This is a genomic window from Pseudenterobacter timonensis, assembly GCF_900021175.1.
Classification (GTDB): domain Bacteria; phylum Pseudomonadota; class Gammaproteobacteria; order Enterobacterales; family Enterobacteriaceae; genus Enterobacter; species Enterobacter timonensis.
This window is the reverse complement of sequence record NZ_FCOP01000010.1, coordinates 834,705-856,341: the sequence shown is the minus strand read 5'-3', so window position 1 is coordinate 856,341 and position 21,637 is coordinate 834,705. Positions and strand designations below refer to the sequence as shown.

The window sequence follows — 21,637 nt, the reverse complement described above, 5'->3', positions numbered from 1 at the left end:
ATTAAACTTCGTAATGAATTACGTGTTCACTCAATGAGACTTGGTATTCATTTATTGTCCTAAGACATTAAGAATCCATGTCACCTGAGTGCCCACACAGATTGTCTGATAAATTGTTAAAGAGCAGTGCCGCTTCGTTTTTCGCTGCGGCGCGGGGTGTGCATATTACGCTTTCCCGCTTCAGAGTCAAGCTTTTATTTTCGCTTTTCTCCGGGATCCTTCAGCGGCTTTCGCCGGGAGAACCCTGCTGACCCGGCGGCTTGCTTGCCGTTGTTCCGTGTCAGTGGTGGCGCATTATAGGGAGTAATCCTGAAGCTGCAAGCATAAAGTGAAAATTATTCTTCAACCGCTCAATTTCCAGGCAAAAAGAGTTAAACCCGCCCATATTCGCCTGGTTTTTAAACAAAAACGAGCCCCGCAGGGCTCGTTTTCACTTTTTTTTGACTTACTGCACAGCCACGATTTTATCTTCGTTGGCCTCCAGCCGTATCGTTTTTCCCGGAATCAGCTCACCAGAGAGGATCTGTTGAGCCAGCGGGTTTTCGATTTGCTGCTGAATCGCGCGTTTTAATGGACGAGCCCCATAAACAGGATCGTAACCATTTTCGCTAAGCAGCTTCAGCGCATCGTCAGAGATGTGGATTTCGTACCCACGCTCTTCCAGACGTTTATAAAGACGCTGCAGCTGGATCTGCGCAATCGAGGCGATATGTTTTTCACCCAGCGGATGGAAGACCACCACTTCATCAATACGGTTGATAAATTCCGGGCGGAAGTTTTGGCTTACCACACCCAGCACCAGATCCTTCATATGGCTGTAGTCCAGCTCACCGAAACGTTCCTGAATCAAATCGGAACCCAGGTTGGAGGTCATAATGACCACCGTATTACGGAAATCGACCGTTCTGCCCTGTCCATCCGTCAGGCGACCGTCATCCAGCACCTGCAGCAGAATGTTAAAGACATCAGGGTGCGCCTTCTCTACTTCATCCAGCAGGATGACGGAATAAGGACGGCGGCGAACCGCTTCCGTTAAATAGCCGCCCTCTTCATAACCGACATATCCCGGAGGCGCGCCGACCAGACGCGAAACGGAGTGTTTCTCCATAAACTCGGACATGTCGATACGCACCATCGCGTCGTCACTATCGAACATAAAGTTCGCCAGCGCTTTGCAAAGCTCGGTTTTACCCACCCCGGTCGGGCCAAGGAAGAGGAACGAGCCAATCGGACGGTTTGGATCGGAGAGCCCGGCACGGCTACGACGAATTGCATTCGACACCGCCTCTACCGCCTCATCCTGGCCAATCACGCGATGATGCAGCTCTTGCTCCATACGCAGCAGCTTGTCGCGCTCGCTCTCCATCATCCGGGAGACCGGAATACCGGTCCAGCGGGCCAGCACCTCAGCAATCTCAGCGTCGGTAACCTTATTGCGCAGCAGGCGCATGGTTTTACCTTCCGACTGGGTAGCCGCCGCCAGCTGTTTCTCCAGCTCAGGAATTTTACCGTATTGCAGTTCTGACATACGCGCCAGGTCGCCCACGCGACGCGCCTGCTCAATGGCTATTTTCGCCTGCTCCAGCTCAGCTTTGATGGTTTGCGTACCCGAAAGCGACGCTTTCTCCGCCTTCCACTCTTCCTCTAACTCAGAATACTGACGTTCTTTATCGCTCAGTTCTTCGTTGAGCATGTCGAGCCGTTTCATGCTCGCCTCATCAGATTCTTTCTTCAGCGCTTGCTGCTCCAGCTTGAGCTGGATGATGCGGCGATCGAGGCGGTCGAGCTCTTCCGGCTTCGAGTCGATCTGCATACGAATACTGGAAGCCGCTTCATCAATCAGGTCGATGGCCTTATCCGGCAGCTGGCGGTCAGAAATATAGCGGTGCGACAGCGTGGCCGCCGCGACAATCGCCGGGTCAGTGATCTGCACATGGTGGTGCAGCTCATAACGCTCTTTCAGTCCGCGCAGAATGGCGATGGTATCTTCCACCGAAGGCTCAGCCACGAAGACCTTCTGGAAACGACGTTCCAGCGCCGCATCTTTTTCAATATATTGTCGATATTCGTCAAGCGTCGTGGCGCCCACGCAATGCAGTTCACCGCGAGCCAGCGCGGGTTTAAGCATATTGCCGGCATCCATCGCGCCATCGGCTTTACCGGCGCCGACCATCGTATGCAGCTCGTCAATAAAGAGAATGACGTTGCCTTCCTGTTTCGCCAGGTCGTTAAGCACCCCTTTCAGGCGCTCTTCAAATTCGCCACGATATTTCGCCCCGGCCACCAGCGCCCCCATATCGAGCGCCAGCACGCGGCGGCCTTTTAGCCCTTCCGGAACCTCGCCATTGACGATACGCTGGGCCAGCCCTTCAACGATGGCGGTTTTACCCACGCCGGGCTCCCCGATTAATACCGGGTTGTTTTTGGTACGGCGCTGAAGCACCTGAATCGTGCGGCGAATCTCTTCATCACGGCCAATCACCGGATCGAGCTTGCCCTGCTCCGCTCGCTCGGTCAGATCGACGGTGAATTTCTTTAATGCCTGACGCTGATCTTCTGCTCCCTGATCGTTCACACTCTCCCCTCCGCGCATCTGTTCAATCGCCTGAGTCACGTTAGCGGTCGTGGCGCCCGCCGATTTCAGCAGGTCGGTCAGGGTACCGCGAGACTCAAGCGCCGCCAGAACAAACAGCTCTGACGAGATAAAGTTATCTCCACGTTTTTGCGCCAGTTTGTCGCAAAGATTTAATACACGCACCAGATCCTGAGAAGGCTGCACGTCGCCGCCGGTTCCCTCTACCTGCGGTAAACGGCTCAGAGCCTGATCGATGGCCGTACGCAGCTGTCCGGCATTAATGCCAGCAGAGGTTAACAAAGGACGTACCGAGCCCCCCTCCTGATTCAGCAGAGCGCTCATTAAATGAAGTGGTTCGATGAATTGGTTGTCGTGCCCGAGTGCGAGTGACTGGGCATCGGCAAGAGCAAGCTGGAACTTGTTAGTAAGACGATCCAGACGCATAACTCCTCCCATAATACAGGTCAAAATTGCTACTGGAGATTAAATGAGGTCATCCCTCAATTATTCAAGGTGAATGACCTTAATTATGCGAAAAGAAAACCGCCTGCGTCGGATCGTCTTGATTCTTTAGGTTATATCAGCCAAATGAAACTTGCCATACGACCAGTGGTCTTATCGCGACGCCAGGAGAAAAATTCGCCTTTTTCGCTGAAGGTACAGCGTTCGCCGCCGAAGATCTGCGTAACTCCAGCCTGATTCAGGCGCTGGCGAGCAAGCTGATAAATATCAGCCAGATATTTTTCCCCTTTTGCCAGAAACGCCTCCCCTGCCCGGGCATCTTTTGTCATAAACGCCTCACGCACCTCCGGGCCGACCTCGAAGGCCGCGGGACCAATGGCCGGGCCAAGCCAGGCAAGGATATTTTCAGGACGATCGGCAAAGCAGGCGACAGTCTCTTCTAGCACCCCTTCGCACAGGCCGCGCCAGCCAGCATGCGCCGCCGCGACTTCGGTTCCCGCGCGGTTGCAAAAGAGCACCGGCAGGCAGTCAGCAGTCATAACGGCGCATACGGTACCGGGGGTGCGGCTGTATGAAGCATCCGCACGCTTAGAATCGTAAGGCTCGCCCGTCAGCTGTAGCACCGCCTTGCCATGCACCTGCTCCAGCCATACCGGTTTTGACGGTAATCCTCCGGCAACAAAAGCGCGCTGGCGGTTCTCTTCCACATGCTCTGGATTATCGCCGCAGTGGGCGCCGAGATTGAGGGATTCCCACGGCCCCTGGCTGACGCCGCCGATGCGGGTGGTACTACAGGCAGCCACCCCTTCCGGCAGCGGCCACTGCGGAACAATCAACCGGGTCATAGCCAGTCCACCTGATCCTTATGTTCTTCAAAATCGGCGCGCATCGCCTCGATAAGATCCACCATATCCTGCGGAATCGGCGCATGCCACTCCATCTCAATCCCGCTGATCGGGTGATAAAGACGCAGCATCGTCGCGTGGAGCGCCTGGCGATCAAATTTACGCAGCGCGTTGATAAACGCCTCGGACGCCCCTTTCGGTGGACGCGGACGGCCGCCATAGACCTGGTCCCCCACCAGCGGATGGGTAATGTGCGCCATATGAACGCGGATCTGGTGCGTACGGCCCGTCTCGAGACGCAGACGCAGACGCGTGTGCACGCGGAAATGTTCCATAATGCGATAGTGCGTGACCGCCGGTTTTCCCATAGGGTGTACTGACATATGGGTGCGCTTGGTGGGGTGGCGGCTGATAGGTTCATCCACCGTACCGCCTGCGGTCATATGCCCAATCGCCACCGCTTCATATTCGCGGGTGATTTCACGCAGCTGCAGCGACTCGACCAGACGGGTCTGCGCCGGGATGGTTTTGGCGACCACCATCAGGCCAGTAGTATCTTTATCCAGACGATGAACAATGCCCGCGCGCGGAACATCAATAATCGGCGGATAGTAATGGAGCAGCGCGTTAAGCACCGTCCCGTCAGGGTTACCCGCCCCCGGATGCACCACCAGATCGCGTGGCTTATTGATAACGAGGATGTCGTCATCTTCATAGACAATATTCAGCGGGATAGCCTGCGGCTCGAAGCGCATCTCTTCTTCGATTTCAGCATTGATGGCGACCACTTCCCCACCTAACACTTTCTCTTTTGGTTTGTCCCAGACTACGCCGTTAACCAGCACGCGCTGGTCAAGGATCCATTCTTTTATGCGTGAACGCGAATAATCAGGGAACATTTCAGCCAAAGCCTGATCTAAGCGTTGACCGAGCTGATTTTCGGAGACTGTTGCGGTGAGTTCTACTCGTTGTGCCATAAACTGCTTCTTCGTTTAACGTTGGGTTTTACGGCTTTGCCGTTTAATATAGTGTGCTATTGTAGCTGGTCTTAATCGGGAGCAGGAACAGAGATTCTCCCGGACAAACATTTGAGGAAAGTCAAAACGTCATGACGCGCATGAAATATCTGGTGGCAGCGGCCACGTTAAGCCTGGCTCTGGTGGGCTGCTCCGGTTCGAATGAACAGGTCCCTGACAATCCGCCGAATGAAATCTACGCGACTGCACAACAAAAACTGCAGGACGGTAACTGGAAACAGGCGATAACGCAACTGGAAGCGCTGGATAACCGTTATCCTTTTGGCCCGTATTCCCAACAGGTGCAGTTAGATCTTATCTACGCCTACTATAAAAACGCCGATCTGCCGCTGGCTCAGGCGACCATCGATCGCTTCATGCGCCTGAACCCGACTCATCCGAATATCGACTACGTCATGTACATGCGCGGCCTGACCAACATGGCGCTCGATGACAGCGCGCTGCAGGGCTTCTTTGGCGTCGATCGTTCCGATCGCGATCCGCAGCACGCCCGCGATGCGTTTAATGACTTCTCCAAACTGGTGCGCAGCTACCCGAACAGCCAGTACGTGACGGATGCCACAAAACGCCTGGTCTTCCTGAAAGATCGTCTGGCGAAATATGAATACTCCGTGGCCGAATACTATACACGCCGTGGCGCCTGGGTTGCGGTGGTAAACCGTGTCGAAGGCATGCTGCGTGATTACCCGGATACGCAGGCAACACGCGATGGGCTGAAGCTGATGGAGAACGCCTACCGTCAGATGCAGATGAATGCGCAGGCTGAGAAAGTCGCGAAGATTATCGCCGCGAACAGCAGCAATACCTGAGTGTCCTGAAACAGACAAAACGGCAGCCCTGAGGCTGCCGTTTTTGTATGCTTTTCAAACGTTGCTGAACCGGTTGAGTGGCAACGCATCCCATCAAATATGGCGGTTATTTCGCACTTTCACAAGGTAAATCTCCCCCCTCCCTGTCCTGCCTCACAAAAATAGTTCACTGACAAAAAGTGACAAAACTACGTGATTTACATCACACATTTTGACATTGGGCGAGGTATGCTGGAATCACCAAGACGGAAAGACAAGAGGTAAAATTTATGACAATGAACATTACCAGTAAACAAATGGAAATTACTCCGGCAATCCGCCAGCATGTCACAGACCGTCTCGCCAAACTTGATAAATGGCAAACCCATTTGATTAATCCCCATATCATCCTTTCTAAGGAGCCGCAGGGATTTGTCGCTGACGCGACCATCAATACCCCGAATGGCCATCTGGTCGCCAGCGCCAGACATGAAGATATGTATACCGCTATCAACGAATTGATTAACAAGCTGGAACGGCAGCTCAATAAAGTGCAGCACAAAGGCGAAGCGCGTCGCGCCGCTACCTCGGTGAAAGATTCAAGCTTCGCTGAAGAAGAAGAAGTTGAAGAGTAATCCTTTAAATTGAGTTTACCGCTAACGCGCCTTCGGGCGCGTTTTTTATTGACAGGGTGAAAACAGTACGGGTACTTTAAAGTCATCACAGACAGGATGAACAGATGAAACACACGCCGTTTTTCTTTGCATTCTTTTTTACCTTCCCCTGAACGGGAGGCGTGTCGTCGTGTGATAAAGAATGCCAGGACGAACAGCAAGGCCTCCCGAAACGGGGGGCCTTTTTTTTGATAACGATAAACATAACAGGCACTGCTATGACACAGGAAAACCCGTTACTGGATCTGCGAGAAAGAATCAGCGCGCTGGATGAAAAATTACTGGCGCTGCTTGCCGAGCGGCGCACCCTCGCCGTTGAGGTGGGCAAGGCGAAGCTCGCCTCTCACCGCCCGGTACGCGATATCGACCGGGAGCGCGATCTGCTGGAGCGCCTTATCCAGCTCGGCAAACACCATCATCTCGACGCCCACTACATCACTCGCCTGTTCCAACTCATCATTGAAGATTCGGTCCTGACCCAGCAGGCACTGCTGCAACAGCATCTGAATAAAACCAATCCGCACTCGGCACGGGTGGCGTTCCTTGGGCCGAAGGGCTCCTATTCACATCTGGCGGCGCGTCAGTATGCTGCCCGCCATTTTGAAGAGTTTATAGAGAGCGGCTGCACGAAATTCGCCGATATTTTCAGCCAGGTGGAAACCGGGCAGGCGGACTACGCCGTTGTGCCAGTTGAGAACACCAGCTCCGGCGCCATCAATGATGTTTACGATCTGCTGCAGCATACCTCGCTCTCCATCGTCGGCGAGCTCAATCTTCCTATCGACCACTGCGTGCTGGTGAGCGGTACCACCGATCTGAGCGCCATTAAAACGGTTTACAGCCATCCGCAGCCTTTTCAGCAGTGCACCCAGTTCCTCAAGCGCTTCCCGGACTGGCAAATTGAGTACACCGAAAGTACCTCCGCAGCGATGGAAAAGGTGGCGCAGATTAATTCCCCCACCGTGGCGGCGCTGGGTAACGAAGCGGGCGGCGCACTCCACGGCCTGCAGGTGCTGGAACGCATTCAGGCCAATCAGACGCAAAACATCACCCGCTTTCTGGTGCTGGCCCGTAAAGCGATCAACGTCTCCGATCAGGTTCCGGCCAAAACCACGCTGCTGATGGCGACCGGCCAGCAGGCGGGCGCGCTGGTGGAAGCGCTACTGGTACTGCGCAACCACAACCTGATCATGACCAAACTGGAATCCCGTCCTATTCACGGCAATCCGTGGGAAGAGATGTTCTATCTCGATATTCAGGCCAATCTGCACTCCGCCTCCATGCAGAAGGCGCTGCGCGAACTGGGCGATATTACCCGCTCCATGAAGGTACTGGGCTGTTATCCAGGCGAAAACGTGGTGCCGGTCGATCCCGTTTAACGCTCGATAAACGGACCTTTCTTCACCCCTGCCACACTCACCGGCAGGGTGAAGATAGCACCAGAAAGCGGATATTGCGCCAGCTCCTCGCCCTCCATATTCTCCCGCGTGGTGGTGATGAAGAGCGTTTTCATGTCGGCCCCGCCAAAGCAAACCATCGTAGGGCAGCGGACCGGCAGCGGGATCTCCTCCAGCAGCTCGCCCTGCGGCGAAAAGCGCGCCACCCGCCAGCCATCAAACATGGCGCTCCAGTAGCACCCCTCAATATCCAGCGCGGCCCCGTCCGGGATCCCCTCCCCTTCCTGAAAACGGCGGAACAGCTCGCGCCGGCCCGGTTCGCCCGCCTCGTCGAGCGGCGTGCGATAAATCACCCCGTTCGGCGTATCTGACGTAAACATCCACCGTCCATCCGGGCTAAAGGCCAGCCCGTTATGACCGTGGATATCACACTGAATGACTTTGGGGGTAAGATCGTTATCAACGCGCATCAGCAACGCGCCGTTGTAATCTCCCGGACTCCAGAACGTGCCGGCATAAAAGCGGCCACGGGAGTCAGTCCCCCCGTCGTTAAAGCGCGCCAGCTGTGGGTTAGAAGGGTTATCGCAAATCTTATGCTGCAGCAGGCCATATTGATCGGAAAGCCAGATAGCATTGCGCATGGCGACAATAAAGCCGCCCTTTTCGCGCAGGGCGAAACAGCCTACCTCTTCATGAAAAGTAATGATCTTATGTTCACGCGAAGCGAGATCGAAACGGTGGATCTCCCCTTCCAGAATATCGGCCCAGTAGAGCGCGTTTTCGCTCTCGCTCCAGGTAGGGCACTCCGGTAAGTGGCCCGTATAGTCAAAAAGTACCTGCGGTTCAGCCATGACAACCTCCAGAAAAGAAAAAAGCCAGCGATGTGCTGGCTTTGAGTATATACATCATTCTATTGTCGGCTGTCGTTTGCCTGTCGCAATAGCGTGCGGCTCTCGCTCTGAAAGCGCGTCGCGTAGTCACCGAACCAGTGCTCCACCTTGCGGAAGCTGTCGATAAACGCGGCCTTGTCGCCTTGCTCCAGCAATGCAATCGCCTCGCCAAAACGCTGGTAGTAGCGTTTGATCAGGGAGAGATTATTTTCAGACGACATAATAATGTCGGCATAAAGCTGCGGATCCTGGGCAAACAGTCGTCCCACCATCGCCAGCTCGAGCCGGTAGATAGGCGAAGAGAGCGCCAGCAGCTGCTCCAGCTGCACGTTCTCTTCCGCCAGATGCAGCCCGTAGGCGAACGTGGCGAAGTGACGCAGCGCCTGGATAAAGGCCATATTCTGATCGTGCTCCACGGCGCTGATACGATGCAGACGCGCCCCCCAGACCTGGATCTGCTCCAGAAACCACTGGTAGGCCTCCGGCTGGCGGCCATCGCAGTAAACCACCACCTGCTTCGCCAGGCTACCGCTGTCCGGGCCAAACATCGGGTGCAGCCCCAGTACAGGGCCTTTATGCACTGCCAGCATCGCCTGCAGCGGGCCGTTTTTCACCGAGGCCAAATCCACCAGAATGCAATCCTCCGGCAGCGGCGGCAGTTTAGCGATAATCTGCTCGGTCACATGGATCGGCACGCTGACAATCACCATTCCCGCATCCGCCAGCAGCTGCGGGGCATGCCCCCAGTCCTCTTTTTCAAGAATACGCACCTGATAGCCGGAGAGCGTCAGCATTTTCTCGAACAGCCGGCCCATCTGCCCGCCGCCGCCGACGATTACTACCGGGCGCAGCGTTGGACAGAGAGTTTTAAAGCCTTTGTCATTTTCGCTGGAGTAGGATTCCCGCATCACCCGGCGCAGGATATCCTCGATAAGATCGGGCGAGACGCCGAGCGCTTTCGCCTCGTTGCGGCGCGACGCCAGCATAGAGGCCTCGCGCTCCGGCACGTAAATCGGCAGGCCATATTTGCTTTTGACCTCTCCCACTTCCGCCACCAGTGCCATGCGGCGCGCCAGCAGATCCAGCAGCGCCTTATCCACTTCATCAATTTGATCGCGTAGCGCGGTCAATTCTGCAACCATAACTAACCTCTTAAGCCAGACGCGTCGCCAGCTGGCCTTTTATATCGTTGTGGATCTCACGCAGCAGCGCATCGGTGGTTTCCCAGCTGATGCAGGCATCCGTTACCGATACGCCATATTCCATGGCGCTGCGCGGCTGTTCGGACGACTGGTTGCCCTCGTGAATATTACTCTCAATCATCAGGCCGATAATGGAGCGGTTGCCATCCTTTATCTGGGCGACAACGGATTCCGCGACCGCAGGCTGGCGACGATAATCTTTGTTGGAGTTACCATGGCTGCAATCTACCATCAGAGCCGGACGCAGTCCCGCCTGTTCCATCTCTTTTTCGCATTGCGCCACGTCAGCCGGGCTATAGTTCGGCGCTTTACCGCCGCGCAGAATGACGTGACCATCCGGGTTGCCCTGGGTACGCAGCAGGCAGACCTGCCCGGCCTGGTTGATGCCAACAAAGCGGTGCGGCATCGCGGCGGCGCGCATGGCATTGATAGCCGTTGCCAGGCTGCCGTCGGTACCATTTTTAAAACCAACCGGCATCGACAGACCGGAGGCCATCTCGCGGTGGGTCTGCGACTCCGTGGTGCGCGCGCCGATAGCCGACCAGCTAAAGAGATCGCCAAGATATTGCGGACTGTTAGGATCCAGCGCCTCGGTCGCCAGCGGTAGCCCCATGCTCACCAGCTCCACCAGCAGGCGGCGCGCAATCTTCAGACCCGCCTCCACGTCAAACGAACCATCCATATGCGGATCGTTAATCAGCCCTTTCCAGCCCACGGTGGTGCGGGGCTTTTCAAAATAGACGCGCATAACCAGATAGAGGCTATCGCTGACCTCTGCGGCTAAGCTTTTAAATCGACGAGCATATTCGAGCGCGGCTTCAGGATCGTGAATAGAACAAGGTCCGCACACCACCAGCAGACGCGGGTCACGACCGGCAATGATATCCGAGATCGTCTGACGGGAGCGTTCAATCTGATGGGTCTGCTCAGCGCTAAGCGGAAACTCACACTTAAGCTGGTCTGGCGTAATTAATACGTGTTCATCGGCGATATGTACGTTGTTCAGCGCGTCTTTTTGCATGATGGCGATCCTGATGCTCGTTTGCGATAGTAGGTTTCCTCAGAAGAGGTGAAAGTACATTATCACAGCCAGTAAAGATTTCAATCCAAAATACGTAAACAATAGTTTACAACCACTATTTTATTGATAAAAAATCCGCTTCATGCTGTAAAGATAATATTACAAAGACACTCACTCATCGACCAAAGAGGTTCTTTATGCGCCTGGCTGCTGTTACGTTACTGATGCTGATACTTACCGCCTGCCATGTCGACCCCTATACGCACCAGCCCAACTGGAGCGATCCCGACTGGTTTAGTATCGGTAAAGAGGATGCCATAAGCGGCGTGGCGGCAAAGCGTGCTAATGAATTTGCCGGAGAGTCCCGCCACGTTCAGACCGATCGCGCAGAATACCTGCGCGGGTATGCGCGGGGGCAAAAAGCGATCTGTACTGAAAATTTTGTCGAAGCCTTGGGATATGCCGGGAAACGTTTTCCTGCCAGCTGCGATACGGTGGAAGATACCGACCGGCTGCAGGCGCTCTGGCAACGAGGAATGAAAGCAGGAGAAAGCACGACCCGGCTTAATTGATAAGACTCAACTTAAAGAGTTTTGATATCAGGCTGAAGTTTAGCTTAAGTCACACAATAGTTAATTGCTGCTTAATGACGGATTAAGCTAAAACTGATAATCTGCCCGCTATAACCTGCAAAAATTAATTCCAGAGCAGTATGGCGGATTCTGGTGAGACATATTTTTTATATCGCTTTATGCCCGCTTTTGCTGGCGCTTACGCTATGGTGCGTCAATGCTTCGGCCAACACCGATATGCAGGCGGCAACCGCTAAATCCGTACGGTCAATTGTGACAGGCATCGTCAGTTATACCCGCTGGCCATCGCTTGATGAATTGCCCCGCCTCTGTATTTATCGTAGCGCCCGCTATTACCTGACATTAAGCGAGGCCGGGGCAACGCCCCTCCCTTATATTCCCGTTATGGTGCATGATGCGCCAGACGCGCTGGCCGCTGGCTGTAATGCCATCTATTTTGGCGCCGAATCGCCTGCCGATCAGCTGGAATTAATTAAGCGCTATCAGGGGAAGCCGCTGTTATTAATTGCAGAACAAAATCCTGAATGCGTTATTGGCAGTGCGTTCTGCCTGATTATCCGTGATGACATAGTCAGATTTTCCGTCAATCTGGATGCGCTGTCTCGCAGCGGCGTAAGAGTCAATCCGGATGTATTAATACTTGCCCGGAACAAGAAGCATGAATAAGGAATTTACGCCAGCATCGCGCCCGACCTTTAAAAGAACGTTGCGGCGCATAAGTGTAATAAGCGTGGTTATTACAATGACAATAATATGGCTGCTATTGTCTGTGGCTTCCGTGGTAACGCTTAAACAGTACGCGCAAAAAAATCTCGAACTGACCAGCGCCACCCTGAGCCGTAGCCTGGAGGCGGCGCTGGTTTTTAATGACGCCGTCGCCGCCACAGAAACGCTCGCCACGCTGGGCAAACAAGGGCAGTTTGACATGGCGGAGGTTATCGACAGAAATCATCAGCCCTTCGCCCGCTGGACGTGGAAGCCGAAAAACAATCCTGACACCTTTAATACGTTCATCAGCCACTGGCTCTTTCCCGTCCCGGTGACGCACCCCGTCTGGCATAACGGCACGCTTATTGGTGAGGTCCGCATTACCGCGCGCGACAATCTCATCGGCCACTTTATCTGGCTTTCGTTTGCCGTCCTGACCGGCTCCATTCTGCTTACCTCGCTTGTGGCGCTTACGATCACCCGCTCCCTGCATAACGGCGTGGTGGCTGCCCTGCAGAACATTACTGATGTGGTTCACGACGTGCGCACCAACCGCGACTTTACCCGCCGGGTTTCTGAAGAGCGGATCGAGGAATTTCACCGCTTCGGCCAGGATTTCAACAGCCTGCTTGACGAGATGGAGGAGTGGCAGCTCAAGCTACAGGCGAAGAACGCCCAGCTGTTACGCACCGCCATGCACGATCCGCTGACCGGCCTGGCTAACCGGGCCGCCTTTCGCAACGCGCTTGCGTCGCTGATGAACGACTCTCCGGCAAAAAGCAGCGCCGCCCTGCTGTTTCTCGATGGCGATAACTTTAAAGCAATTAACGATACCTGGGGACACGCCGCCGGGGATTGCGTGCTGATTGAAGTGGCAAGTCGAATGGTGGAATTTGGCGGGAAACGCCATCCCTCATTCCGGCTGGGGGGCGATGAGTTTGCGATGATCCTCTATGGCGTGCACTCCCGTTCCGACGTGCAAAAGATCTGTAGCGGGCTGACGCACCGTTTCCTCCAGCCATTTAATCTCCACAATGGCGAATCCGTTACCCTCACCCTCAGCGTTGGCTTTGCGCTGGCGTGGGAAAATGAATCGGTCGAAAAACTGCTGGAACAGGCAGATCGCCATATGTACCGCATTAAAAATCAGCGACCGAAAGTGATCTCATAAAAAAGGAAAAAGGCTATGTTAACGCGCTACCTTGCACCGGTTATCATCGCAACCGCCATACTGACGGGTTGCCAGGCCCCACAGGGAAAATTTACCCCAGAGCAGATCGCGGCGATGCGCGCCAGCGGATTTAGCGAAGCCGACGGCGACTGGTCTCTGGGCCTTTCCGACACCATTCTGTTTGGTAAAAACGAATACCAGCTTCGCCCGGAGAGCGAACAACAAATTGCGACAATGGCCGCACGCCTGGCCGCCACCGGCCTGACGCATGCGCGGATGGATGGCCACACGGACAATTACGGTGAGGAGAGCTATAACGAATCCCTCTCCCTGAAACGCGCCAGCGTCGTCGCCGACGCATGGGCGAAAGGGGCTAATATTCCCCGCAGTAACCTGACTACCCGCGGACTGGGGAAAAAGTATCCTGTCGCCAGTAACGGTACCGCAAAAGGACGCGCTGAAAACCGCCGGGTCGCGGTGGTCATCAGCACGCCCTGAAGCCTATTTCAGCGTTCCGGCGGGTGACAGCGCAGACTGCCCCCGCCAGCGCAGCCAGTCCACACCAATGAACAGGGCCAGAGTGACGCCCATAACCGGTAACATCACCCCGACCAGCAGACTGACGACAAGCGTAACGCCGCGCCCGCTAAGGGGTAAGGCCCGCCAGCACTGACAAAGCGTGACTACCGGGTTGCCCGCGCCGCGCGCAGGACGACGCATCCACCACATCCGGTATCCCCAGAGGATCAGCACGCAGAGCGCCGCGCCAAAAGCGATGAGCGCCAGCTGGTTTGCCAGCCCAAAGAGAACGCCCATATGGAAATCCACTCCCCAGCGGGTGAGCTTTGCCATCAGCGGGAAATCGTCGAAGCGCGTTTTGTCGACCACGCGCAGGCTCCCGGGATCAATCGCCACCGCGTCAACCTGGGTCGGCCAGCGGCGATCGATCTCCGAGACCGTCCAGGCGCGATCGGCCATTCTTGCCGGGCGGATCTCCAGCCTTTGGGCTTCTATCCCCGCCCCGCGCGCCGCCTGCAGCGTCCGGTCGAATAACGCCAGATCGCCTGTCTGCGGCATCATCATGCCCGCGTGGTGTCCGTGATGTTCCGCATGCGGATCGACAGCCAGCCTCTCCCCCCGCAGGCTGGTATTCACCTGCGGCGTCAGCCAGTTCATCTGCGTGCGCAGCTTATCCACGTTGCCTCCGGCCCATTTTGACCAGGTCAGCCCGGTGGCGGAGAAGAGCAACATGCCCCCCAGCAGCAGCCAGCCCAGCAGGACATGCAGCCGACGCCGGTTCTGAAAGCGGTTATGGATACGGCGCTTTGGACGGGTAAAAAACCACAGCGCAATGCCGCCCAGTGCGGCGATCCACATCCAGGAGGCGGCCAGCTCGCTGTAGAGCCGTCCTGTGTCGCCCAGCATCAGCGAACGGTGCAGATAGTCAATTGTCTGCCGCAGCGGCAGGATGCCGCTGGTGCCATATACCGTCATGTCGCCACGTACCTCAAGGCTAACCGGATCGATAAAAATGGCGCGGGATTCTGACTCGCCGAGCCGCGGATCAGCAAACATGACACGCGTCGTTTCCCCGTTAATCAACCCCGGGCGCACGGCCAGAAGATCGAGCGGCGTATCAAGCGCATGTTGCGCAGCGGCAATTTGTTCGGCAAGCGTTGCAGGCTCGCCCGCCGCATCGCTATAGAGCGCATGGTGATAGAGCGCATTTTCCAGCTGCGGCGTGGCGACATAGAGCGTGCCGGTCAGCGCGGCAAAGAAGATAAACGGGCCGACAAACAACCCGATATAGAAATGGAGGCGACGCAGCAGGTTTACCCATGCCGCGCGCGGAGTGCAGGTCGTCATACTTTTCCTTATGGCGCAAAAAGTGAGTTATTTTTACTGGAGAAAAGCAGACGGGACCGGCGGTGCGCGGGGTGTGGGTAAAAGCCAGGGGGAGAAACGCCAGACGCCAGCGATCCTGCGCGGCGGCCTGATACGCAGCCGCTGAAGCAGCGCGTAAAATACCAGAGTGAGAGCCAGCATAAGGCCGGGCACGTGGGCCAGCAGCACACAGTAACCGCACGCTTCAGCATGATCGGCTGGTAAGGAGACGGGATCGCTATGATGTTCGCTCATCGACATGCCGCTCATCTCGTGGTGCATGCCGCTCATGGGATCTTTCTGTAGTGAAACAGAAATCAGTGGTGCCACCACGATCAGCAGGATCGCGAACAAGGCGGCCCAGGCCGCTGCGCGTTTCCATAATCTCTGATGCAGTGGATTAATCACTTACCCTCCGTTTGAGAAACAGCATTGTAAATGATTTATAGCGAAGAAGTTAAGGCGAGAAGCGTCAGGCCATAAAAAAGGGCCAGCCTTGCGGCCAGCCCTTTTTAACAGGATGTTGCTTAAGCGGATCTTAGTTAAGACGCTCTTTGATACGAGCAGACTTACCGGTACGCTCACGCAGGTAGTACAGTTTAGCTTTACGTACAGCACCACGACGTTTAACAGCAATGCTGTCAACAACCGGAGAGTGAGTCTGGAAGACACGCTCAACGCCTTCGCCGTTGGAAATTTTGCGAACAGTGAATGCAGAGTGCAGACCGCGGTTACGAATAGCGATAACCACGCCCTCGAATGCCTGCAGACGTTTTTTGGAACCTTCAACAACCCATACTTTCACTTCCACGGTGTCACCCGGACGGAAGGAAGGTACGTCCTGCTTCATCTGCTCTTGTTCAAGTTGCTTAATAATGTTGCTCATAATTTAATCTCTTATCCTGGGTAAACTGATATTCGGGCGCGTATTACGCATGCCCATCATGTTTATGTTGCTGTTGTGCGTGTTCCTGTTTGAACTCCGCCAGCAACCTTGCTTGCTCTTCAGTCAGAGCCAGGTTTTCCAGAAGTTCAGGTCTTCTAAGCCAGGTTCGGCCCAGCGACTGTTTCAGGCGCCAGCGACGTATCTCGGCATGGTTTCCGGACAGTAACACTGCCGGTACTTCCATCCCTTCTAACACTTCAGGACGGGTATAGTGCGGGCAGTCCAGCAACCCATCGGCAAAAGAGTCCTCTGTTGCCGAAGCTTCATGGCCCAGTACACCCGGAATAAACCGGGCGACGGAGTCAATCAGCGTCATCGCTGGTAATTCTCCCCCGCTGAGAACGTAATCGCCGATAGACCACTCTTCGTCGATCTCGGTCTGAATTACGCGCTCATCTATCCCTTCGTAGCGACCACAGACCAGAATCAGCTTTTGATTCGTCGCCAGTTCGCTCACGCCCGCTTGATCAAGCTTGCGTCCCTGAGGTGACAGATAAATCACCTTCGCGCCTTCACCTGCCGCGGCTTTTGCTGTATGAATGGCGTCCCGCAAGGGTTGCACCATCATTAACATCCCCGGTCCGCCGCCGTAAGGACGATCGTCCACGGTACGGTGCCGGTCATGAGCGAAGTCGCGCGGACTCCAGCTCTGGATGTTCAGCAGGCCATTTTTGACTGCCCGGCCAGTTACCCCGTAATCGGTAATCGCGCGGAACATTTCAGGAAACAGGCTAATTATGCCAATCCACATAGCGCCGTCTTTTACCGTTTATCCGGAGAATTTAAAAACCAGGATCCCAATCTACTTCAATCGTTTGAGTAGTGAGATCGACTTTCTTGATAACCTGCCCATCGAGGAACGGAACCAGCCGCTCCTTGATGCCAAACGCATCTTTCAGGTTTGCCTTAATGACGAGAACGTCATTCGATCCGGTTTCCATCATGTCGATGACTTTACCGAGATCGTAGCCTTCAGTGGTGACCACCTGGCAGCCCATCAGGTCTTTCCAGTAGTAGTCGCCCTCTTCAAGCGCCGGCAGCTGCGACGAATCCACGACAATTTCGCAATTGGTGAGTAAATTCGCGGCATCACGATCGTCAACGCCTTTCAGCTTGATGATCAGGTCCTGATTGTGGTGACGCCAGCTTTCCAGCTCGACCTCTTCCCACTTACCGCCCCGTTGGATAAACCAGGGTTGGTAATCAAAAATGCTTTCAGCGTCTTCGGTGGAGGAGAACACTCTGAGCCAACCACGGATACCGTAGCAAGAACCCATTTTGCCCAATACGATCGGTTCAACAGGTGCTTTATTGCTCATCATGACCACCGTGACAGATTAAGCTGCTTTGTTTGCTGCTTTGATCAGCGTAGCAACGCGATCGGAAACGGTAGCGCCCTGGCCAACCCAGTGAGCGATACGGTCCAGATCCAGACGCGTTTCTTCTTCGTTACCAGAAGCGATCGGGTTGAAGAAACCAACGCGCTCGATGAAACGACCGTTGCGTGCATTACGGCTGTCAGTCACAACAACCTGGTAGAACGGACGCTTTTTAGCGCCGTGACGTGCTAAACGAATAGTTACCATAACATCCTCTTGTGTGAATAAAACAACCGGGCCCCATCGAGGAACGGAGCCCGGTGTCATATTAAAAGCCCGAAAATTTTACTGATTTCTGGGGAAAATGCAATCAGCAGTTGAGAAGTCTGCTATAAAAGGCCATCGCCGGTGCAGTCAGTTCGGTGCCGGCGTGCGCGCAGCCACCGGAGCGTACACGCAGTACGTAAGGATGGCGAGCACACCCCGGTGTCGAAATGGCAAACAAGCCAGGCCGATTAGCGGCCAGGGAATCCCGGGGGCATCATCCCTTTCATGTTCCGCATCATCTTCGCCATCCCGCCCTTCTTCATCTTCTTCATCATGCGCTGCATGTCGTCGAACTGTTTCAGAAGGCGGTTAACGTCCTGTACCTGCATGCCGCAACCGGCTGCGATACGGCGTTTACGCGAACCTTTGATGATTTCGGGCTTCGCACGCTCTTTCAGCGTCATCGAGTTGATGATCGCCTCCATACGCACCAGCACCTTGTCATCCATTTGCGATTTCACGTTATCAGGAATCTGCCCCATGCCCGGCAGCTTGCCCATCAGGCTCGCCATGCCGCCCATGTTTTTCATCTGGCGAAGCTGTTCAAGGAAATCGGTTAAATCGAAGCCGTCGCCTTTTTTCAGCTTGTTAGCCAGCTTCTCAGCCTGCGCGCGGTCGACCTTGCTTTCGATATCTTCGATAAGCGACAGCACGTCGCCCATGCCGAGGATACGCGACGCGATACGATCCGGGTGGAACGGCTCCAGCGCGTCGGTTTTCTCGCCGACGCCAAGGAATTTGATCGGCTTGCCGGTGATATGACGAATGGAGAGCGCCGCACCGCCGCGGGCGTCGCCGTCGACCTTGGTCAGCACCACGCCGGTGAGCGGCAGCGCTTCGTTAAACGCCTTCGCGGTATTCGCCGCATCCTGACCGGTCATGGCGTCAACCACGAACAGGGTCTCTACCGGGTTAATGGAAGCGTGGACCTGTTTGATCTCGTCCATCATCGCTTCGTCAACGTGCAGACGACCGGCGGTATCCACCAGCAGCACGTCGTAGAACTTCAGCTTCGCCTCTTTCAGCGCCGCGTTAACGATGTCGACCGGCTTCTGCGCCACATCGGAGGGGAAGAAATCGACGCCAACCTGCTCGGCCAGCGTTTCCAGCTGTTTGATCGCCGCCGGGCGATAAACGTCCGCCGAAACCACCAGCACCTTTTTCTTGTGCTTCTCGCGCAGGAACTTACCAAGCTTACCCACGCTTGTGGTTTTACCGGCACCCTGCAGGCCCGCCATCAACACGACGGCTGGCGGCTGGGCGGCCAGGTTCAGGCTCTGGTTCTCTTCGCCCATCGCCGCAACCAGCTCGTTGCGGACAATCTTGACGAACTCCTGCCCCGGGGTCAGGCTCTTGTTAACTTCATGACCAACCGCCTTCTCTTTCACGCGGTTGATAAATTCACGCACCACCGGCAGCGCGACGTCGGCTTCCAGCAGCGCCATGCGCACTTCGCGCAGCGTTTCTTTAATATTTTCTTCGGTGAGGCGTCCACGGCCGCTGATATTGCGCAGCGTGCGCGACAAACGATCGGTTAAATTATCAAACATTGTCTCTCGCCTGAGGTGGAAACGTTGGGTCGTCACAGCGACACACAAACAGAACTTTGCCGCAGTATAACATGAAGCAACGGTTGGAGCAGGCGTCGCGTAACGTTATACTGCTTCTCTTTATTCTCAAGACAACTGTCGACGCCTATATGCCTGTTTTTGCCCTGATCGCCCTTGTTGCCTACTCTGTCAGCCTTGCGCTGATCATTCCCGGCCTGTTGCAAAAAAACAGCGGCTGGCGGCGCATGGCTATTTTGTCGGCGGTCATTGCGCTGGTGAGTCACGCCTTCGCGCTGGAATCACGCATCATTCCTGGCGACGGTAGCGTACAAAACCTGAGCGTGCTGAACGTCGGCTCGCTGGTGAGCCTGATGATCTGTACGGTGATGACCATCGTCGCCTCGAAAAATCGCGGCTGGCTGCTGCTGCCGATCGTTTACGCCTTCGCACTGATCAACCTGGCGCTGGCCACCTTTATGCCCAACGAGTTTATTACTCACCTGGAGGCAACGCCGGGGGTGCTGGTGCATATCGGCCTGTCGCTCTTCTCCTACGCCACGCTGATTATCGCCGCGCTTTACGCCATGCAGCTCGCCTGGATTGACTACCAGCTCAAAAATAAAAAGCTGGCGTTTAACCATGAGATGCCGCCGCTGATGGTTATTGAGCGCAAGATGTTTCACATCACCCAGGTCGGGGTGGTTCTGCTGACCCTGACGCTCTGCACCGGCCTGTTTTATATGCAAAATCTCTTCAGCATGGAAAATATCGACAAAGCGGTGCTCTCCATCGTCGCGTGGTTTGTCTATATTGTGCTGTTGTGGGGGCATTATCATGAAGGCTGGCGCGGGCGCCGCGTGGTCTGGTTTAACGTTGCGGGTGCCGGTATCCTCACGCTTGCTTATTTCGGCAGCCGCGTCATTCAGCAATTCGCTGGCTAAGTAACAAAGGAGTTCCCCCTGGAACACATCTCTACCACCACGCTGATCATAACGCTGATCGTGATGGTGGCTATCTCCGCCTATTTCTCCGGCTCGGAAACCGGCATGATGACGCTGAACCGCTACCGGTTGCGCCACCTTGCCAAGCAGGGTAACCGTGCCGCCCGTCGCGTTGAAAAGCTGCTCCGCAAGCCGGATCGTTTGATTAGCCTGGTGCTGATTGGCAATAACCTGGTTAACATTCTCGCCTCCGCGCTCGGCACCATCGTCGGGATGCGCCTCTACGGCAACGCGGGCGTCGCCATTGCGACCGGCGTGCTGACCTTTGTGGTGCTGGTCTTTGCCGAGGTGCTGCCGAAAACTATCGCCGCGCTCTATCCGGAAAAAGTGGCCTACCCCAGCAGCTTCCTGCTGGCGCCGCTGCTGGTGGTGATGATGCCGCTGGTCTGGCTGCTGAATATGGTCACCCGCGTTCTGATGCGCATGGTCGGCATTCGGGCCGATGTCACCATCAGCAGCGCGCTCAGCAAAGATGAGCTGCGTACCATCGTCAACGAGTCGCGTTCGCAAATCTCCCGCCGCAATCAGGATATGCTGCTGTCGGTGCTCGATCTGGAAAAGATTAGCGTTGACGACATCATGGTGCCGCGCAACGAAATCGTCGGGATCGATATCAACGATGACTGGAAGGCGATTGTCCGCCAGCTTACCCACTCGCCGCATGGCCGCATCGTGCTTTATCGCGACTCGCTGGATGACACCATCAGCATGCTGCGCGTGCGTGAAGCCTACCGTCTGATGACCGAGAAAAAAGAGTTCACCAAAGAGGTGATGCTACGCGCCGCCGACGAGATCTATTACATCCCCGAAGGTACGCCGCTCAGTACGCAGCTGGTGAAGTTCCAGCGTAATAAGAAGAAGGTTGGCCTGGTGGTGGATGAGTATGGCGATATACAGGGGCTGGTCACGGTAGAAGATATTCTCGAAGAGATTGTGGGTGACTTTACCACCTCCATGTCGCCGTCGCTTGCCGAAGAGGTGACGCCGCAAAACGATGGCTCCGTCTTAATCGACGGCAGCGCCAACGTCCGTGAACTGAACAAAGCTTTCAACTGGCATCTGCCGGAAGAGGAAGCGCGCACCATTAACGGGATGATCCTGGAAGCGCTGGAGGAGATCCCGGCGGCAGGCACGCGGGTGCGCATCGAGCAGTATGATATTGATATCCTCGACGTGCAGGACAATATGATTAAGCAGGTGAAGGTGATTCCGGTGAAGCCGCTGCGGGAGAGTGTCGCGGAGTAACA

The 21,637-nt window shown here is 55.3% G+C and carries 23 protein-coding genes and 1 other annotated feature; of the genes, 10 read left to right on the top strand and 13 right to left on the bottom strand.

Annotated elements, in window-relative coordinates; all coding sequences use genetic code 11:
• Positions 1 to 445 precede the first annotated feature (445 nt).
• From clpB to rluD, 3 genes are all read right to left on the bottom strand, one after another.
• Positions 446 to 3,019, bottom strand: a complete 2,574-nt coding sequence (clpB, locus tag BN3796_RS06445) for an ATP-dependent chaperone ClpB (RefSeq protein WP_061707535.1) — start codon at positions 3,017 to 3,019, stop codon at positions 446 to 448.
• A 131-nt stretch (positions 3,020 to 3,150) separates the two neighbouring features.
• Complete coding sequence (gene yfiH, locus BN3796_RS06440; RefSeq protein WP_061707534.1) at positions 3,151 to 3,882, bottom strand: purine nucleoside phosphorylase YfiH; 732 nt, start codon at positions 3,880 to 3,882, stop codon at positions 3,151 to 3,153.
• Positions 3,879 to 4,859, bottom strand: a complete 981-nt coding sequence (gene rluD / locus BN3796_RS06435; RefSeq protein ID WP_061707533.1) for a 23S rRNA pseudouridine(1911/1915/1917) synthase RluD — start codon at positions 4,857 to 4,859, stop codon at positions 3,879 to 3,881. The genes yfiH and rluD overlap by 4 nt, the downstream gene beginning before the upstream one ends.
• A gap of 131 nt (positions 4,860 to 4,990) precedes the next feature.
• On the opposite strand from rluD, the gene bamD reads away from it, so the two are divergent.
• The 4 genes from bamD to pheA all read left to right on the top strand — a co-directional run bounded on the left by bamD (position 4,991) and on the right by pheA (position 7,760).
• Positions 4,991 to 5,728, top strand: coding sequence for an outer membrane protein assembly factor BamD (bamD, locus tag BN3796_RS06430; RefSeq protein WP_061707532.1), 738 nt, complete (start codon positions 4,991 to 4,993; stop codon positions 5,726 to 5,728).
• A 269-nt stretch (positions 5,729 to 5,997) separates the two neighbouring features.
• Complete coding sequence (gene raiA, locus BN3796_RS06425) at positions 5,998 to 6,342, top strand: ribosome-associated translation inhibitor RaiA (RefSeq protein WP_061707531.1); 345 nt, start codon at positions 5,998 to 6,000, stop codon at positions 6,340 to 6,342.
• Positions 6,343 to 6,445: 103 nt separating this feature from the next.
• Positions 6,446 to 6,571: a sequence feature (Phe leader region), on the top strand.
• The gene (gene pheL / locus BN3796_RS20675; protein WP_001386991.1) at positions 6,447 to 6,494 is read left to right on the top strand and encodes a pheA operon leader peptide PheL; all 48 of its coding nucleotides are present in this window, start codon (positions 6,447 to 6,449) and stop codon (positions 6,492 to 6,494) included. It overlaps the preceding feature by 48 nt.
• Before the next feature lie 28 nt (positions 6,572 to 6,599).
• Complete coding sequence (gene pheA / locus BN3796_RS06420) at positions 6,600 to 7,760, top strand: bifunctional chorismate mutase/prephenate dehydratase (RefSeq protein WP_061707530.1); 1,161 nt, start codon at positions 6,600 to 6,602, stop codon at positions 7,758 to 7,760.
• On the opposite strand, the gene BN3796_RS06415 is transcribed toward pheA, so the two are convergent.
• The 3 genes from BN3796_RS06415 to aroF are packed head-to-tail and all read right to left on the bottom strand — an operon-like array spanning position 7,757 to position 10,891.
• Positions 7,757 to 8,629, bottom strand: coding sequence for an SMP-30/gluconolactonase/LRE family protein (locus BN3796_RS06415; RefSeq protein ID WP_061707529.1), 873 nt, complete (start codon positions 8,627 to 8,629; stop codon positions 7,757 to 7,759). The genes pheA and BN3796_RS06415 overlap by 4 nt on opposite strands.
• Before the next feature lie 59 nt (positions 8,630 to 8,688).
• Positions 8,689 to 9,810: a bifunctional chorismate mutase/prephenate dehydrogenase gene (tyrA, locus tag BN3796_RS06410; protein WP_061707528.1), complete on the bottom strand. Its 1,122-nt coding sequence runs from the start codon at positions 9,808 to 9,810 to the stop codon at positions 8,689 to 8,691.
• Between the two features lie 10 nt (positions 9,811 to 9,820).
• On the bottom strand, positions 9,821 to 10,891 hold the full coding sequence (gene aroF / locus BN3796_RS06405; RefSeq protein WP_061707527.1) for a 3-deoxy-7-phosphoheptulonate synthase AroF: 1,071 nt from the start codon (positions 10,889 to 10,891) through the stop codon (positions 9,821 to 9,823).
• Positions 10,892 to 11,088: 197 nt separating this feature from the next.
• Between aroF and BN3796_RS06400 the strand changes: the two genes are divergently transcribed.
• The 4 genes from BN3796_RS06400 to BN3796_RS06385 all read left to right on the top strand — a co-directional run bounded on the left by BN3796_RS06400 (position 11,089) and on the right by BN3796_RS06385 (position 13,861).
• On the top strand, positions 11,089 to 11,463 hold the full coding sequence (locus tag BN3796_RS06400) for a DUF2799 domain-containing protein (RefSeq protein WP_061707526.1): 375 nt from the start codon (positions 11,089 to 11,091) through the stop codon (positions 11,461 to 11,463).
• Positions 11,464 to 11,616: 153 nt separating this feature from the next.
• Positions 11,617 to 12,150: a YfiR family protein gene (locus BN3796_RS06395; protein ID WP_061707525.1), complete on the top strand. Its 534-nt coding sequence runs from the start codon at positions 11,617 to 11,619 to the stop codon at positions 12,148 to 12,150.
• Positions 12,143 to 13,363: a diguanylate cyclase DgcN gene (dgcN, locus tag BN3796_RS06390; RefSeq protein WP_061707524.1), complete on the top strand. Its 1,221-nt coding sequence runs from the start codon at positions 12,143 to 12,145 to the stop codon at positions 13,361 to 13,363. Before BN3796_RS06395 ends, dgcN begins: the two co-directional genes overlap by 8 nt.
• Positions 13,364 to 13,378: 15 nt before the next feature.
• Positions 13,379 to 13,861, top strand: coding sequence for an OmpA family protein (locus tag BN3796_RS06385; protein WP_061707523.1), 483 nt, complete (start codon positions 13,379 to 13,381; stop codon positions 13,859 to 13,861).
• Between the two features lie 3 nt (positions 13,862 to 13,864).
• On the opposite strand, the gene BN3796_RS06380 is transcribed toward BN3796_RS06385, so the two are convergent.
• The 7 genes from BN3796_RS06380 to ffh all read right to left on the bottom strand — a co-directional run bounded on the left by BN3796_RS06380 (position 13,865) and on the right by ffh (position 19,389).
• On the bottom strand, positions 13,865 to 15,229 hold the full coding sequence (locus tag BN3796_RS06380) for a PepSY-associated TM helix domain-containing protein (protein ID WP_061707522.1): 1,365 nt from the start codon (positions 15,227 to 15,229) through the stop codon (positions 13,865 to 13,867).
• Positions 15,230 to 15,262: 33 nt separating this feature from the next.
• Entirely contained in the window at positions 15,263 to 15,655 is a 393-nt protein-coding gene (locus tag BN3796_RS06375; protein ID WP_061707521.1) for a DUF2946 domain-containing protein, read from the bottom strand.
• A 130-nt stretch (positions 15,656 to 15,785) separates the two neighbouring features.
• Positions 15,786 to 16,133, bottom strand: coding sequence for a 50S ribosomal protein L19 (gene rplS / locus BN3796_RS06370; RefSeq protein WP_002914145.1), 348 nt, complete (start codon positions 16,131 to 16,133; stop codon positions 15,786 to 15,788).
• 43 nt (positions 16,134 to 16,176) lie between these two features.
• Positions 16,177 to 16,944: a tRNA (guanosine(37)-N1)-methyltransferase TrmD gene (gene trmD, locus BN3796_RS06365; protein ID WP_061707520.1), complete on the bottom strand. Its 768-nt coding sequence runs from the start codon at positions 16,942 to 16,944 to the stop codon at positions 16,177 to 16,179.
• Positions 16,945 to 16,975: 31 nt separating this feature from the next.
• The gene (gene rimM, locus BN3796_RS06360) at positions 16,976 to 17,515 is read right to left on the bottom strand and encodes a ribosome maturation factor RimM (RefSeq protein ID WP_061707519.1); all 540 of its coding nucleotides are present in this window, start codon (positions 17,513 to 17,515) and stop codon (positions 16,976 to 16,978) included.
• Between the two features lie 15 nt (positions 17,516 to 17,530).
• The gene (gene rpsP / locus BN3796_RS06355) at positions 17,531 to 17,779 is read right to left on the bottom strand and encodes a 30S ribosomal protein S16 (protein WP_061707518.1); all 249 of its coding nucleotides are present in this window, start codon (positions 17,777 to 17,779) and stop codon (positions 17,531 to 17,533) included.
• Positions 17,780 to 18,027: 248 nt separating this feature from the next.
• The gene (ffh, locus tag BN3796_RS06350; protein WP_061707517.1) at positions 18,028 to 19,389 is read right to left on the bottom strand and encodes a signal recognition particle protein; all 1,362 of its coding nucleotides are present in this window, start codon (positions 19,387 to 19,389) and stop codon (positions 18,028 to 18,030) included.
• A 149-nt stretch (positions 19,390 to 19,538) separates the two neighbouring features.
• Here ffh and BN3796_RS06345 point away from each other — a divergent pair, with 149 nt between their 5' ends.
• Together BN3796_RS06345 and BN3796_RS06340 are read left to right on the top strand one after the other, a co-directional pair.
• Positions 19,539 to 20,330: a cytochrome C assembly family protein gene (locus BN3796_RS06345; RefSeq protein WP_061707568.1), complete on the top strand. Its 792-nt coding sequence runs from the start codon at positions 19,539 to 19,541 to the stop codon at positions 20,328 to 20,330.
• Between the two features lie 18 nt (positions 20,331 to 20,348).
• Positions 20,349 to 21,635, top strand: coding sequence for an HlyC/CorC family transporter (locus BN3796_RS06340; protein ID WP_061707516.1), 1,287 nt, complete (start codon positions 20,349 to 20,351; stop codon positions 21,633 to 21,635).
• The last annotated feature ends 2 nt before the right edge of the window (positions 21,636 to 21,637 follow it).